Source organism: Nonomuraea sp. NPDC003709, assembly GCF_040610775.1.
In the GTDB taxonomy this organism is placed as follows: domain Bacteria; phylum Actinomycetota; class Actinomycetes; order Streptosporangiales; family Streptosporangiaceae; genus Nonomuraea; species Nonomuraea angiospora_A.
This window is the reverse complement of the sequence record NZ_JBEXMW010000006.1, coordinates 428,183-442,368: the sequence shown is the minus strand read 5'-3', so window position 1 is coordinate 442,368 and position 14,186 is coordinate 428,183. Positions and strand designations below refer to the sequence as shown.

The following is a 14,186-nucleotide window of genomic DNA, read 5'->3' as shown; positions in this document are numbered from 1 at the left end:
TGCGGGCAGGTCAGGCGGGAACGGCGCGGGCGATGCAGATGCGAGCCTGCAGCCGGGGCCCGGCCTCGTAGAACATGAACTCGACCCCGCCCTGGGTGCCGAACGAGGGCGCGGCCACGCGACCGTTGTCCGAGGCGATCGGCGAGTGGAAGACGCCGAGGTGGACCTCCTTGTCGAAGGCGTTGCCGACCTCGGTGATGCGCATGTTGCCGTCGTTGCCGTGGTACGCGACGTACGTGGTGCCGTTGCGCTTGACCAGGGACGGGCCCGAGATGTCGGTCACTCCGTCGGGTTCGGGGTTGACCAGCGGTTGCTGGCTGAACTGCCAGCCGTCCCAGCCGTTGGGGGACCAGCCGTAGAAGAGGCGGCGGCCGTTCTTCACGCCCATGAAGACCATGACGTACTTGTTGCCGCGGCCCGGAAGGGAATGCTCGAAGACCCGGGCGTAGGAGGTCTCGGAGGTGCCGGACACCAGGCGGGTGCTCAGGATGGGGGTCTCGTCGGTGAAGGTGATGCCGTCGGTGGAGCGGGCCACGCGGGTGGTGAAGTTCTCGCCGTGGAAGTAGCAGAAGAACTGCTTCGTGGCGGCGTCCCAGGTGGCGTGCGGCGAGGACACGTGGCTGACCGTGGTGGTGGGCAGGTACCTGTCGATGATCGGGTTGCCGCTGTAGTCGTGGAACGGGCCCTCCAGGGTGTCGCTGAAGGCCACGCAGATGCCGCCGGGGTTCTCATGGGGGGCGTAGTAGAGGTAGTAGCGCGAGCGCGGGTTGCCGAGCTTGTCGTACACCCCCCTGATGCAGGGGAAGATGAACTCCCCGGTGCGGTTGTAGTGCAGGGGGAGAGCGAGAGCGTCCCGCACGTATCGGAACACCGGCATGCCCGCCGGCTGGGCGGCGGTCCCGGCGCCGGCCGGCCGGGCGATGAGGCCGGCAGTGGCCACGGCGCCCAAAGACCCGGCACCCAGAGAAGCGGCGCCGCGTAACACGCCGCGTCGGGTGGGCGGACGTAAGTCCCGGCCTGATTGATGGATGGTCAACATGCCCTCCGATCCTGGTCGCGACAGGCGATGGGCGCCGTGCGACCGGCAGTGCCTTCGACTCGCCGGCGCCCCTCGGCGTCACTGTATGTTGCCATGGCCGGAGGAAGCCGTACCACCTGATAATACGAATTACTCAGCGATTATCTCTTGACGCCCAGTTGCGCCCGGTCCCAGAATGACCGAACTAATACGCATTATCGAAACGACAGGTGATACGCACTGTGACTGCTTCAGGGCGGCGGCTGACGCAGCAGGACATCGCGCGCATGGCTGGAGTGAGCCAGACGACGGTGTCCCTGGTGCTCAACGGAAGGGCCGAGGGCGAGGTACGGATCTCGCCCGAAACCCGCGATCGGGTCCTTCAGGTGATCAGGGAGACCGGGTACGTGGCCGACCCCGCCGCGCGCCGGCTCGTCGAACGGCGCAACCGCATCTACGGCGTGTTCACCTACGAGGCCGTCTTCCCCGCGGAGAGCGCCGACTTCTATCACCCGTTCCTGGTCGGGATCGAGGAGTGCGTCGAGGAGGCGGGCTGCGACCTGCTGCTGTTCACCAGCGCCAAGGTGCAGCAGGGGGAGCGCCGGCGGATCTTCAGCGCGGAGAGCCGGATCCGGCTGGCCGACGGATGCGTCCTGCTCGGCCGGACGATCGACCGGGAGGATCTGTCCAGGCTGCTGTCCGAAGGCATTCCGTTCGTCTCCGTCGGCCGCCGCGACGACGCGGGCGGTCCGGTGCCGTACGTCGGGGCGGACTACCCGCCGGCGGTGCGCGCGCTGGTCGAGCGGGCGGCGGCGCTCGGGCACCGGCGGATGGCCTACGTCGGAGCGGGGGAGGGCCCGGAGTCCTACGCCGACCGGTTTCGCGGTTTCACCGAAGGGGTGGCCGCGACCGGCGTCGAGGGGCTGCACCTGACCACCGCGGACGGGCTGTTCGACTGTGGCGCGACCGTGGTGTTCGCCGAGGAGCTGGCCGACGGCGTGGCCATCGCCGAGGCCGCCGAGGCCCGCGGGCTGGACGTGCCGCGCGACCTGTCCATGGTCGCGATGGGCGCGCCCACCAGGCCGGTGTCGACCGACATCGACTTCTCCGGGCTCCGCATCCCCCGGCGGGAGATGGGCCGCAGGGCCGTCGAGCTGCTCACCCAGGTGCTGGAACGCGGCGGCATCCCGCAGGAACTGCTGGTGTGCGAGCTGGTCGAGGGATCGACGCTGGCACCCGTACATGAGGAGAGGTAATCCCCCACGTGGTTGAGATATCGGCAGACGCGCTCGTCGTCGGCGGTGGGCTGGGCGGCGTGGCCGCCGCGCTGGCCCTGCTGCGGGCCGGGCGATCGGTGGTGCTCACCGAAGAGTACGACTGGCTGGGCGGCCAGCTCACCAGCCAGGCGGTGCCGCCGGACGAGCACACCTGGGTGGAGCGGTTCGGCGTCACGGCGAGCTACCGCGCGCTGCGTGACGGCATCCGGCGCTACTACCGCGACCATTACCCGCTGACCGAGCGGGCGCGGGCGTGGCCGGAGCTGAACCCGGGCGCCGGGCACGTCAGCAAGTTGTGCCACGAGCCCAGGGTCGCGGTCGCGGTCATCGAGGCCATGCTGGCCCCGTACCGGGGGTCGGGCAGGCTGCGCGTGCTCCAGCCGTACCGGCCGGTCGGGGCCGAGGTGGACGGCGACCGCGTCACGGCGGTGCGGCTCGCGCACCGCGACGGGGGCGACGAGATCACCGCGGTGGCGCCGTACGTGCTGGACGCCACCGAGACCGGCGAGCTGCTGCCGCTGACCGGCACCGAGTACGTGACCGGCTTCGAGTCGCAGGCCGACACCGGCGAGCCGAGCGCCCCGGCGGCGGCGCAGCCGATGAACATGCAGGCCGTGTCCGTGTGCTTCGCGATCGACCACGTGGACGGTGACCACACCGTCGACAAGCCCGCGTCGTACGACTTCTGGCGCGCCTACCAGCCGCCCTTCTGGGGCGACCGGCTGCTGTCGTGGCGCTGCCCGAGCCCGCGGACGCTGGAGATCGTGGAGCGTTCCTTCACCCCGAACCCGGGTGACGACCCCCGCCTGGTGGCGGCCGACCAGCGGGTCAACCCGGGAGACGGCAACCTGTGGACGTTCCGCAGGATCGCCGCCCGCGACAACTTCCTGCCGGGCGCGTACGGCAGCGACATCGCGCTGGTCAACTGGCCGATGATCGACTACCTGGAGGGGCCGGTCATCGACGTGCCGGACGCCGACCGGCACCTGGCGGCCGCCCGCGAGCTGTCGATGTCGGTGCTGTACTGGCTGCAGACCGAGGCCCCCCGCCACGACGGCGGCACCGGCTACCCGGGCCTGCGGCTGCGCGGCGACGTCACCGGCGGCGCCGACGGGCTCGCCCAGGCCCCCTACATCCGCGAGTCCCGGCGCGTCCGGGCCCTGACCACCGTCACCGAACAGGACCTGTCCGTGGCGGTACGCGGCGACAAGGGCGCCGTCTCCTATCACGACTCGGTGGGCGTGGGCATGTACCGCATCGACCTGCACCCGTCGACCGGCGGCGACAACTACATCGACGTCGCCTGCTCCCCGTTCGAGATCCCTCTCGGGGCGCTGATCCCGCAGCGGATGAGCAACCTGCTGCCCGCCTGCAAGAACATCGGCACCACCCACATCACCAACGGCGCCTACCGCCTGCACCCGGTGGAGTGGAACGTCGGGGAGGCGGCCGGCGCGCTCGCCGCCTTCTGCCTGGACCGCGCCACCACGCCGCACGCCGTGCGCGCGGACGGCCGGCTCCTGGCCGACTACCAGGACCGGCTCGTCCGCGACGGCGTGGAGCTGCGCTGGCCCGACGTCACCGGCTACTGACGCCAGAAGGAGATCCCCCATGAAAGCACCCCTGGCTGCCCTCGCGCTGGCCGCCCTCCTTACGGTCACCGCCTGTGGCGGCGGTGAAGCGCCGGCCGCGCAGGGCCCGCAGCCGCTGCGCATGTCGATCTGGACCTCCAACGAGGCCCACCTGACGCTGTTCAAGGAGATCGCCGCCGAATACCGCAAGTCCCACCCGCAGGTCGGCGAGATCACCTTCGACCCGATCCCGTTCGAGAACTACACCACCACGCTGACCACGCAGATCGCCGGCGGCAACGCCCCCGACCTGGCCTGGATCCTCGAGAACTCCGCCCCCGACTTCGTCGGCTCCGGCGCCCTCGTCCCGCTCAAGAGCAAGGTCGAGAACGCGGCCGAGCTGGTCCCCGCCGCCACCCGGCTGTGGGAGCGCGACGGCGAGCTGTACGCCTACCCGTTCTCCACCTCGCCCTTCGGCGTCTTCGTCAACACCGACCTGGTCAAGGCCGCGGGCCAGAAGGCGCCGCGCGAGCTGATCAAGGCCGGCCAGTGGGACTGGGAGCACGCCAACGAGATCAACAAGGCCGTGGCGGCGAAGGGCAAGAACGGCCTGACCATCCTCAACTTCGACTACAAGGCCTGGGACAACCTCGCCACCGTCTGGCAGGGCTGGGGCGCCAAGGCGTGGAGCGACGACGGCGGCACGTGCCAGTTCAACGCGCCCGAGATGGTCGAAGCCATGACGTTCATGCACAAGGCGATCTTCACCGACAAGTCCATGCCGGGGCCGGGCACCTCCGTGGACTTCTTCTCCGGCGACACGGCGATGGCCGTCGCCCAGATCTCCCGCGCCGCCATGCTGAAGGACGCGACGTTCAAGTGGGACCTGGTGCCGCTGCCCGCCGGGCCGAAGGGCGAGTACGCGGTCATCGGCCAGGCCGGGATCGGCGTGCTGAAGAAGTCGCCGAGGGCCGCGCAGGCCGCCGACTTCCTGGCCTACTTCACCAACTCCGCGAACTCCGCCAAGCTCGCCGCGTACTTCCCGCCCGCGCGTACCTCCCTGCTGACGGCTGACACCATGGCCAAGACCAGCCCCCTGCTGAACGGCGATCAGCTCCAGAAGGTGGTGATCGACGGCATCGAGAAGGGCGTGGTCAAGCCCAGCCACAAGGGGCAGGCCGAGCTCGCCCAGACCGCCAGGGCCGCACTCGACCCGCTGTGGAAGCCGGACGCCGACGTCAAGGCGGTGCTGGACGGCGTGTGCGCGAAGATCCAGCCGCTGCTGGGCGGATGACGTGGCGGTGACGGATCTCGGCAACCGGGTGGCTGACCGCGCCGCCGCCCGGCCCCGCCACTTCTGGACCATCCCCCGGCGCGACGCTCTCGTCGGTTACCTGCTGATCTCGCCGCAGCTCGCCGGAAGCGCGCTGTTCGTCCTGCTGCCGCTCGGACTGGTCGTCTACTACAGCCTTCAGGAGTGGAACGTGCTGGCGGGCACGTTCGAGTTCGTCGGGGGCGAGAACTACGCCAAGCTGCTCGCCGACCCGAACATGGGGCAGGTGCTGACCAGCACCGCGCTCTTCTCGGTCGGCCTGGTCGTGCTCAACCTCGCCCTCGCCCTCACCCTGGCCATCCTGCTCGACCAGCGGCTGCGCGGCACCACGTTCTTCCGCACGCTGTTCTTCTCGCCGGTGCTGGTGTCGCTGGTCGCCTGGACCATCGTCTGGCAGTTCCTGCTCCAGCAGGACGGCGGCATCAACGGCCTGCTCGGCGCGGCGGGCGTGGACGGCCCCAACTGGCTGCGCGGCGAGACCACCGCCCTGCTGTCGGTCGTCGTCGTCCAGGTCGTCAAGAACGTGGGGCTCAACATGGTCCTGTTCCTGGCCGCGCTCCAGGGCGTGCCGCGCCAGCTGTACGAGGCGGCGCAGCTCGACGGCGCCGGCGCCTGGACCCGGTTCCTGCGCATCACGGTGCCCCTGATCAGCCCGACGATCCTGCTCACCTCGATCATCACCGTGGTGGGGTCGCTGCAGGTGTTCGCGCAGATCGCCGTGCTCACCCAGGGCGGGCCCGGTATGTCCACCACTGTCCTCGTCTACTACCTGTACCAGCAGGCCTTCCAGTTCCGGCACCTCGGCTACGGCGCCACCCTGTCGGTCCTGCTGTTCCTGATCGTCGCGGCGCTGACGTTGCTGCAGTGGCGGCTGCGCCGGAGGTGGGTCTTCCATGAGTCGTAGGGTCAAGCTCGCGTTGTACGCGCTGCTGTGCGTGTTGTGCGTGCCGTTCGTCTTCCCGACCTGGTGGATGGTCACCTCGTCGGTGAAGCCGATCAGCGACATCTTCGCCTTCCCGCCCGCGCTGGTGCCCTCCAGGTTCGACTTCTCCACCTACAGCCGGGTCTTCGAGCTGCAGCCGTTCGGGCAGCAGTACCTCAACAGCCTCTACATCGCCGCGGTGGTGACCGTCGGCACGATGGCGGTGGCCGCGATGGCCGGCTACGCCTTCGCCCGCATCCGCTTCCCCGGCCAGAACGTGCTCTTCCTGGTCGTGCTCGTCGGCCTGCTGATCCCCAGCGAGGTGACGATCGTCCCGTTGTTCCAGATGTTCCACGCGGCGGGGATGACCGACACGCACTGGCCGCTGATCCTGGTGCCGATCCTGGGCGCGCCCAGCGTGCTGGCGACGTTCATCATGCGGCAGTTCTTCATCACGCTGCCGGACGAGCTGGAGGAGGCCGCCAGGGTCGACGGGCTCGGCCGCTTCGGCACCTTCTGCCGGGTGGTGCTGCCGCTGGCCAGGCCGGCGCTCGGCGCCGTCGCCATCTTCACCTTCCTGCACTCGTGGAACCTCTATCTCGAACCCATCGTGTTCCTGTCGACCCCGTCGAAGTTCACCCTGCCGCAGGCGCTCACCCAGTTCGTCGACGCCTACGGCTCGCCCCTGTGGAACGTGCAGCTGTCCGCCGCCACGATGACCGCCCTGCCCATCCTGGTCGTCTTCGTGCTGGCCCAGCGGCAGTTCATCGAGGGGCTCGCGCACACCGGTCTGAAAGGCTGACCATGCTCTCCCGCCGCACCCTCCTCCGCGCCGCCGCGCTGCTCCCGGCCGTCCCCGTGCTCGCGCCCGGCACCGCCTTCGCCGCCATCCCCTCCCTCCCGCCGGCGGTGGACCGTAGGTCGTTCGCCCCCCACGAGCAGCGCTTCGCGCCGTACCTGGCCACCCTCGCGCCCATGGTCAACGACATGGACGGCAGCGGCTTCTTCGCCGGCGGCTGGTGGCGTACGCCGGCGGCGTCGTACAACGCCCGCGTGCAGGAGCACGTCTTCACGCTGGCCTGGTTCCACGCCAACGCCCGCCCGTGGAACCCGTACGCCGGGGACGCGAGCCTGCTGGCCGCGCTCGACGCGGCGCTCGGCCACTACCTGTCACTCCAGCACCCCGACGGCTCCTTCCCCGAGTACAGCCGCGACCAGCACGGCCTGGCCCCCACCGGGTTCGGCCTCGGCTACCTGGCCAAGACCCTGCGCCTCCTGCGCGCGTCCGGGGTGCTGCCCGCGCGGCAGGCGCAGCTCACCGCCGCGTTGCGCAAGGCCATGACGTGGTTCCTGGACGCCGGCAACCGGGTCGTCTGGCAAGATCGCCTCACCTGGGCGAACCAGACCACCTCGGGCCTGGCAGGGGCCACGCACGCGCTCCAGCTCGACCCCGACCCCGCGCTCGCCACCCGCCTGACCGAGGCGTTCGCCCGGCTCCCCGCGGTCGGCCAGAGCCCCGCCGGCTTCTTCTACGAGGAGGGCGGCCACGACATGAACTACAACTTCGAGGTCATGCTCCCCGAGCTGGCCGACGCCTACCTCCACAGCCAGGACGCGCACCTGGTGGACATGGCCCGCGCGTTCACCGGCTTCCTGTCCTACAACCTGCTGCGCGAGCCCGACGGCGCCGGATACCTGGTCAACGTCGCTCCCTCCACCCGCACCAGCGCCCGCTGGTACGACGAGGTCCGGCCCGACCCCGACAGGACCGCGCTCAACTGGACGTTCACCCGCCAGGTGCCGCTGCTGTCGGCCTTCATGACCGCCCGCGAGGACCTGGCCGAGGCCCGTACGGCCTGGGCGGCCTCCACCGAGCCGGTGACGCCGCTCGCCAAGCAGGACACCTCGCCCCGCATCCTCACCCACGGCCTGTACGGCGAGCGGTTCCCCAGCCGGCGGCAGCGGGCCGAGGCCATCGCCGACCTGCCCTACCTGCGCTCGAACGACTTCGCCGAGCTGCGCAGGGACGGTAGCCAGGACTTCCTGTACGTCCGCAAGCCCGGCCTGTACCTGGGCGGCTACTTCGGCACGCGCGCCTCCCGCAGCCGTACCGGCCTGACCTTCCTGTGGCACCCCGACGCCGGCACGATCATCTGCGGGCTCAACGACAACAACTACGCCTGCTGGTCCACCGTCTTCCCCGGCCAGGCGCCCGACTCCAACGGCTCCCTGCCCGCCACCTACTTCCACGGAGCCCCAGGCGGCCGCGAGTGGAGCGGCGGCCGGGCCCCCGCCGCCCTCGGCATCCGCTACGGCAACGCGAACGTCACCACGGACGTCCTGGTCACCCGCCGGACGACCCGGCGCACGGTCACGGCGAACGCCGCCGCCACCGAGCAGATCCCCCTCGTCCTGCACCCCACGGACGTCCTCACCTTCACCGACGGCACCCGGGCGGCGTTCGGCGGCACGACCACCGCCACCGCCGACGGTTTCGACCTTCGCAGGGGCCGCACCACGATCCGCCTGCGCTGGAACACCCCTCTGCAGGCGACCCTGGCGGCCGGTAGCGTGCGCTACTTCCGCGACGGCGCCCGCCGCTTCCACGCCCTCCGCATCCCGCACCAGGGCACGTTCGACCTCACGGTCATCATGGGGTGACGCGACCGCCGGGCTGGGTGATCTCAGCCGTCGCCGATCCGCACGCGGTGGCTGTCGCCGTCGGACAGGAACGCCGCCAGCGCCCGCCCCTGCTCGCCGACGGCGTCGCGGTCGGCTCCGGACAGGTGGCCCAGCGGCGTGACGGCCACCGTGCCGTCCTCGACGGTCCAGGTCGCGCGGACCCGGCCGTCGACCAGGACCACGCGTGCGCCGGCGACCGACAGGCCGCGGTGGGCGTCGTCGATGATCCGGCCGCGGTCGTGGTAGCCGAGGATCGCGTTGTCGAAGGCGGGCAGGAACCGCACCGGCGCGGGCGTGCCGGGGTCGGGACGCGGCGCGTCGGGCAGGTCCAGCAGCTCCCGGCCGCGCTCGTCGCGGAAGGAGACGAGCTCGGGGCGGACCACGGCCACCGCGCCCGGCAGCCCGGCCAGGCCGCACCAGGCGCGCAGGTCGGCCGAGGCAGCCGGGCCGTAGGCCGCCAGGTAGCGCCGCACCAGCGCCTCGCCGACCGGGTCCGAGCCGTTCGGGGCGGGCGGGTCGATCTCCCGGCCGAGCCAGGAGGACAGCAGCGCGTTGCTCACGCCCGCCTTCGTCCGCCACAGCCCGCGCGGCGGCAGCTGCACCATCGGGATAAGGGCGGCGACCAGCATCTCGCCCAGCACGCGCGGTCCCGGCGCCGGCCAGCGCTCGGCGACCGCCCGCCCGATCTCGCCCATCGAGCGGGGCTCCCCGTCGGCCATCACCGCCCGGCCCGCCGCCAAAAGCTCGTCGAGGTCCACCCCGTCGAGCTCGCGGCGGTAGGTCCCGAGCATGCGCTGGCGCAGCATGGCGTCGTGGCGGGCGCGCCAGGCCAGGGCGTCCTCCGCGGTGAGGAGGTGAACGGTGCGGCGCATGAGAATGGTCCGCACCAGGTGACGCCCGGTCAGCAGGTCCGAGAGCGCCGCCGGTTCGAACGCGCGCAGCCGCGACCAGAGCCCCACGAACGGCTCCTGCGGTTCCTGCGCCTGCAGGCCGCACAGGTGCGCGACGGCGTCCCGCACCGGTAAGTCGGCGCGGTCGAGCAGTAGCTGCCGCGCCAGCGTCGCGCGGTTGAGTGTCCGGGTGTCGAGCACAGTCATGCGATCATCCTGCCGCAGCGCGTGCTGTGATGATCAGTACTGGGCGGCGACGTCGATGACCCAGGTCACGCCGAACCGGTCCGTCAGCATCCCGTACAGCGGGGCCCACTGCGCGGGCCCCAGAGGCTGCAGCACGGTCGCCCCGTCGGACAGCTTCTCCCAGTACGCGGTGATCTCCTCGGCCGTCTCGCCGCGCACCGAGACGAAGAACGCGTTCTCTCCCCGGCTGTACGGCAGGCGCGAGGGCACGTCGTAGGCCATGACCTCGAATCCGCCGGCGGCGCTCACCTGGCCCCACATGACCTGGTCGGCCTCGGACGGCTCCTGGACGTTGCCGGCGTCCTTGTAGGTGACCACGGCCAGGTCCCCGCCGAACACGGACTGGTAGAACGCGAGCGCCGCCCGGGCGTCTCCGCGGAAGTTCAGATGGGTCACGGTGTTCACGGACATGATGTGCTCCTTCGTCGGTCGTCTTCCCGGTCGCCGACCACACTTCCGGGGGTAGCGGTCAGGTTGTGGCCTCTTCTCCGCGCGATACTGGACGGGTGCAGAAAACCTCGGCTCGGCTGCTGTCGTTGCTCTCGCTGCTCCAGGCGCCCCGGGACTGGCCGGGAGCGCTGCTGGCCGAGCGCCTCGGCATCAGCCCGCGCACCGTGCGCCGCGATGTCGACCGGCTGCGTGAGCTCGGCTATCCGATCGTGGCCACCAAGGGACCCGAGGGCGGTTACCGGCTCGACGCCGGTACGCGGCTGCCGCCGCTGCTGTTCGACGACGAGCAGGCCGTCGCCCTGGCCATCGCGCTCCAGGCCGCCACCACGACCGGCGCCGGCATCGAGGAGGCCGCGGCCCGCGCGCTGACCACCGTCCGGCAGGTCATGCCGACACGGCTGCGCCACCGCATCGACGCCCTCCAGATCACCGCCGTCGAGCGGTACGCGCCGGATCCCCAGGTCGACAGCGGGGTGCTGGTGTCCGTCGGCGCCGCCGTACGTGCCCGGGAGGTGCTGCGTTTCGGCTACGCCACGCCAGGAGGCGACGACGGAGGCCCGCCGCGCCGCGTGGAGCCCCACCACCTCGTCACCTGGGGCGGGCGCTGGTATCTCGTGGCATGGGATCTCGACCGGGAGGACTGGCGGACCTTCCGGGCCGACCGGATCGCGCCGCGCGTCCCCACGGGGCCCCGTTTCGCGCCGCGCGAGCTGCCCGGGGGAGGGGTGGCCGCCTTCGTGGCCGATCGGTTCCGGGGCTCCGGCGGCTCCGGCGACTGGCCCTGCCGCGGCGAGGTCATCCTCGGCCTGCCGGCCGCCGCCGTCTCCCCCTACGTCCACGACGGGGTGGTCGAGGAGCTCGGCCCGGACCGGTGCCGGCTGATCCTGGGCTCCTGGTCCTGGGTCGGGCTGGCCGCGAGCGTCGGCAGGTTCGACGCCGGCATCGAGGTCGTCGGCCCCGCCGCGCTCAAGGACGCCTTCGCGCACCTGGCCCGCCGCTACGCCGACGCCTCTTCGTCCCAGGTGGCGTCGGCGGATGACACGATTCGCCATCCGGATGCGTGATCGGGCCATGGCCGGGACCGGGCCGCGATGGCGATGATGGGGCGATGACGAACCCCGGCCTGACGTCCCCGTACGAGCGCGACGGCTACCTCGTCCTCGACCGCGCCCTCGACCCCGGCGAGGTGGGCGAGCTGCTCGAAGAGGCCGTCCGCATCTGCCGGGGCGAGCTCGGCGACATCAGCGGCGCGCTCCCCGCCGGGGACGCCGACAGCGACGACGACGTGCTGCGCAGGTTCCTGTGCGTCCACTACCCGCACAAGCTGTCCGGCCTGATGCTCGACACGATGCGCCATCCGGCGATCGTCTCGGCGCTGACCTCGCTGATCGGCCCGAACGTCAAGGCGATGCAGTCGATGTTGTTCATCAAGTCCGAGGGTGAGCCGGGGCAGGCCTGGCACCAGGACGAGCTGTTCATCCCGACCCGCGACCGTTCGCTCGCGGCGGCCTGGATCGCGCTCGACGACGCCACCGTGGAGAACGGGTGCCTCTGGGTGCTGCCCGGATCGCACCGGCGCGGCGTGCTCTACCCGAACCGCGAGCACGACGACCCCCGCTACGACTGCACGGTGGAGTCCTACGGCTTCCCGTTCGACGACTCCGACGCGGTGCCCGTCGAGGTCGCGGCGGGGACCGTGGTGGTGTTCAACGGCTACCTGTTGCACAAGTCGCTGCCCAACACCGGACGGCGGGGCTACCGGCGGGCGCTGGTCAACCACTACATGAGCGCCGAATCCCTGCTGCCCTGGGCCGTCCCGGCGGAGGGGACGGGCATGGCGCAGGCGGACTTCCGGGACGTCGTCCTCGTCGCCGGCACCGACCCGTACGCCTACAAAGGGCTCCAGGACGTGCGCCGGCCGCGGATCCGCCCGAATCGCGACGGCGGCTGTGACAGATGACGATCTCCGTCGATCTGGTGGCCCGGCTCGAGCCGAGCGTCGCGGACTATCCGCCCGGCTCGACGTTCGGCCCGCGGGAGGCCAGGTCGTACCAGTTCGTCTGGCTGCTCCGCGGCAGTGCCACCTGGCTGTGGGACGACGTCGCGCTGTCGCTGACCCCGGGAAAGCTGCTGCTCATCCGGCCGGGTATGCGTGACGCGTTCCGCTGGGATCCCCGCACCCCGACCCGGCACGCGTACGTGCATTTCACGCTCACGGGTCAGGTGCCGGCGGACTGGCCGCTGGTACGGGACCTGACCGGGCGGCACGACCCGATGGGCGCCCTGTGCCAGTATCTGCTCTGGCTGGGCGCCGAGTGCCCGCCGCGGTGGCGGGTCCAGGCCTGCGAGACGCTGCGCCTGCTGGTGCTGACGTTCCTGGCCGATCCGGCGCCGGCGCAGCGCCCGCCCTCGGTCCTGCCGTCACCGGTGACCGCGATGCTGCGCGCGGTGCGCGAGCACTGGTCCGACGGGGTGGCCAGGCCGGTCCCGATGCGGGAGCTCGCCTCGGCCGCCCGGGTCTCGCCGAGCACGCTGTGCCGGACGTTCCGCCGCACGTTCGGGGTCGGTCCGGTCGCCGCCCTCGAACTCCTCCGCCTGACCAGGGCCGAACCGCTCCTGTGGCAGAGCAACCTGTCCATGCGGGCGATCGCCGCGCAGTGCGGCTTCGCGGACGCCTACCACTTCTCCCGCCGCTTCCGCGCGATTTACGGGATGGCGCCGACCACGTTCCGCCGCACCGCACCGGAGGCCGCCCCGCCGTCACCGGCGGAGTCCTACGGCCTCACGGTGCTGCAACCGCTCGTCCAAGCCCCCTGACCCAACCCGCAGCGTGCACGCTCACCGGCGCCCGTACGCCTGCGTCAACGCCGGCAGGACGGCGAGGCCCGCGACCACGGCGACGCAGTGCTCGACCACGGCCACCCCGGGAAGTTCGACCGGCTGGTACGTTCCGGCCACCAGCCACGCCAGCCGCCACGCTCCCCATGAGAACAACGACCCGGAGGCGACGAACCCCACGGCCATGGGCAGCCACACCGGCGTCCGCCCGCTGCCCCACGGGCCGAGCGCCCACAGGCTCCAACCGGCGCCCGCCGCGCACAGCGCGCTGTTGGCCATGAGGAGCCTGCCCTGGGTGTCGCACACCGTGAGCAGCCCGTAGGTGCTGCCCGCGGCCCAGGAGATCCAGGTCGCGGTGAGCACCACGAGCGGCGGCAACACCCAAAGGAAGCGGCCGTCCGCTCGTTCCCGGCCCACCCGCCCGGCGAAGGCGCGGGGCCATCGCTCACGCAGGAAGAGCGGCAGGCCCACGACCAGCGCCACCGCCATGCCCGCGAACCCGACGCCGATGAGCGCGCTCTCCCAGGCCGGCGTGGTGGCCGCCGGCTCGGGCGCGCTCGGCGCCACCAGGCTGCCGACGATCATGTACGGGATCATGGAAACCAGGAAGCCGCCGGCGACCCACCCGAGCGGCAGCACCAGCCAGTCCGGCAGCCGCGTCCCCCACGACTGGGCCAGCGCCAGGCCCAGTGCGACGCCGGCCAGCGCCATCACCACCGTGATCGCGTTGAGCAGCACCCACTGGGCCGTGCCCTGCCACACCTCGGCGGCGATCCAGACCAGCTTGACCAGCAGGTAGAGGGACATCGCCGCCGCCGCGCCGAACCCGGCGACGCGGCGCACCAGCACGAACGTACGGACCTCGATGTGTAGACGCATGACAGGAGCCTCGCGGCCGGCGGGGGTGCCCGGGCACCCCCGCAAGAGGCAGGCCCCTCCCCAGTGAGGGGGAGGCGGGC

13 protein-coding genes are annotated in these 14,186 nt (G+C 71.6%); 9 read left to right on the top strand and 4 right to left on the bottom strand.

Annotated features, from left to right (window positions below):
* Nucleotides 1-10 precede the first annotated feature (10 nt).
* Nucleotides 11-940, bottom strand: a complete 930-nt coding sequence (locus ABZX61_RS21360) for a hypothetical protein (protein WP_355196896.1) — start codon at nt 938-940, stop codon at nt 11-13.
* A gap of 320 nt (nt 941-1,260) precedes the next feature.
* Here ABZX61_RS21360 and ABZX61_RS21355 point away from each other — a divergent pair, with 320 nt between their 5' ends.
* The 6 genes from ABZX61_RS21355 to ABZX61_RS21330 are packed head-to-tail and all read left to right on the top strand — an operon-like array spanning nt 1,261 to nt 8,782.
* Nucleotides 1,261-2,274 (top strand): LacI family DNA-binding transcriptional regulator, encoded by a 1,014-nt coding sequence (locus ABZX61_RS21355; RefSeq protein ID WP_350742018.1) that lies wholly within the window; start codon nt 1,261-1,263, stop codon nt 2,272-2,274.
* Between the two features lie 8 nt (nt 2,275-2,282).
* Nucleotides 2,283-3,887 (top strand): FAD-dependent oxidoreductase, encoded by a 1,605-nt coding sequence (locus ABZX61_RS21350; RefSeq protein ID WP_355196894.1) that lies wholly within the window; start codon nt 2,283-2,285, stop codon nt 3,885-3,887.
* A 19-nt stretch (nt 3,888-3,906) separates the two neighbouring features.
* Nucleotides 3,907-5,160, top strand: coding sequence for a sugar ABC transporter substrate-binding protein (locus ABZX61_RS21345; RefSeq protein WP_355196892.1), 1,254 nt, complete (start codon nt 3,907-3,909; stop codon nt 5,158-5,160).
* A gap of 1 nt (nt 5,161) precedes the next feature.
* The gene (locus ABZX61_RS21340) at nt 5,162-6,103 is read left to right on the top strand and encodes a sugar ABC transporter permease (RefSeq protein ID WP_355196890.1); all 942 of its coding nucleotides are present in this window, start codon (nt 5,162-5,164) and stop codon (nt 6,101-6,103) included.
* On the top strand, nt 6,093-6,923 hold the full coding sequence (locus tag ABZX61_RS21335; RefSeq protein ID WP_350742026.1) for a carbohydrate ABC transporter permease: 831 nt from the start codon (nt 6,093-6,095) through the stop codon (nt 6,921-6,923). Before ABZX61_RS21340 ends, ABZX61_RS21335 begins: the two co-directional genes overlap by 11 nt.
* Before the next feature lie 2 nt (nt 6,924-6,925).
* Entirely contained in the window at nt 6,926-8,782 is a 1,857-nt protein-coding gene (locus ABZX61_RS21330) for a hypothetical protein (RefSeq protein ID WP_355196888.1), read from the top strand.
* Nucleotides 8,783-8,805: 23 nt separating this feature from the next.
* Here ABZX61_RS21330 and ABZX61_RS21325 read toward each other — a convergent pair whose 3' ends face one another.
* Together ABZX61_RS21325 and ABZX61_RS21320 are read right to left on the bottom strand one after the other, a co-directional pair.
* On the bottom strand, nt 8,806-9,900 hold the full coding sequence (locus ABZX61_RS21325) for a winged helix DNA-binding domain-containing protein (protein ID WP_355196886.1): 1,095 nt from the start codon (nt 9,898-9,900) through the stop codon (nt 8,806-8,808).
* Between the two features lie 33 nt (nt 9,901-9,933).
* Complete coding sequence (locus tag ABZX61_RS21320) at nt 9,934-10,350, bottom strand: VOC family protein (RefSeq protein ID WP_355196884.1); 417 nt, start codon at nt 10,348-10,350, stop codon at nt 9,934-9,936.
* Between the two features lie 95 nt (nt 10,351-10,445).
* Here ABZX61_RS21320 and ABZX61_RS21315 point away from each other — a divergent pair, with 95 nt between their 5' ends.
* Genes ABZX61_RS21315 through ABZX61_RS21305 form a run of 3 tightly spaced genes read left to right on the top strand, consistent with a single transcriptional unit; the run spans nt 10,446 to nt 13,206 of the window.
* On the top strand, nt 10,446-11,453 hold the full coding sequence (locus ABZX61_RS21315; protein WP_355196882.1) for a WYL domain-containing protein: 1,008 nt from the start codon (nt 10,446-10,448) through the stop codon (nt 11,451-11,453).
* Between the two features lie 44 nt (nt 11,454-11,497).
* On the top strand, nt 11,498-12,349 hold the full coding sequence (locus ABZX61_RS21310) for a phytanoyl-CoA dioxygenase family protein (RefSeq protein ID WP_355196880.1): 852 nt from the start codon (nt 11,498-11,500) through the stop codon (nt 12,347-12,349).
* The gene (locus tag ABZX61_RS21305; RefSeq protein WP_350742037.1) at nt 12,346-13,206 is read left to right on the top strand and encodes a helix-turn-helix domain-containing protein; all 861 of its coding nucleotides are present in this window, start codon (nt 12,346-12,348) and stop codon (nt 13,204-13,206) included. Before ABZX61_RS21310 ends, ABZX61_RS21305 begins: the two co-directional genes overlap by 4 nt.
* 21 nt (nt 13,207-13,227) lie before the next feature.
* On the opposite strand, the gene ABZX61_RS21300 is transcribed toward ABZX61_RS21305, so the two are convergent.
* A complete protein-coding gene (locus tag ABZX61_RS21300) occupies nt 13,228-14,106 on the bottom strand; it encodes a hypothetical protein (protein WP_355196878.1) in 879 nt (292 codons plus the stop codon).
* Nucleotides 14,107-14,186 lie beyond the last annotated feature (80 nt).

Excerpts from the sequence above, each read along its gene's own strand:
- ABZX61_RS21305 (WP_350742037.1), top strand. The coding sequence starts at position 12,346 with ATGACGATCTCCGTCGATCTGGTGGCCCGGCTCGAGCCGAGCGTCGCG.
- ABZX61_RS21345 (WP_355196892.1), top strand. The coding sequence starts at position 3,907 with ATGAAAGCACCCCTGGCTGCCCTCGCGCTGGCCGCCCTCCTTACGGTC.
- ABZX61_RS21300 (WP_355196878.1), bottom strand. The coding sequence starts at position 14,106 with ATGCGTCTACACATCGAGGTCCGTACGTTCGTGCTGGTGCGCCGCGTC.
- ABZX61_RS21335 (WP_350742026.1), top strand. The coding sequence starts at position 6,093 with ATGAGTCGTAGGGTCAAGCTCGCGTTGTACGCGCTGCTGTGCGTGTTG.
- ABZX61_RS21330 (WP_355196888.1), top strand. The coding sequence starts at position 6,926 with ATGCTCTCCCGCCGCACCCTCCTCCGCGCCGCCGCGCTGCTCCCGGCC.
- ABZX61_RS21310 (WP_355196880.1), top strand. The coding sequence starts at position 11,498 with ATGACGAACCCCGGCCTGACGTCCCCGTACGAGCGCGACGGCTACCTC.
- ABZX61_RS21320 (WP_355196884.1), bottom strand. The coding sequence starts at position 10,350 with ATGTCCGTGAACACCGTGACCCATCTGAACTTCCGCGGAGACGCCCGG.
- ABZX61_RS21325 (WP_355196886.1), bottom strand. The coding sequence starts at position 9,900 with ATGACTGTGCTCGACACCCGGACACTCAACCGCGCGACGCTGGCGCGG.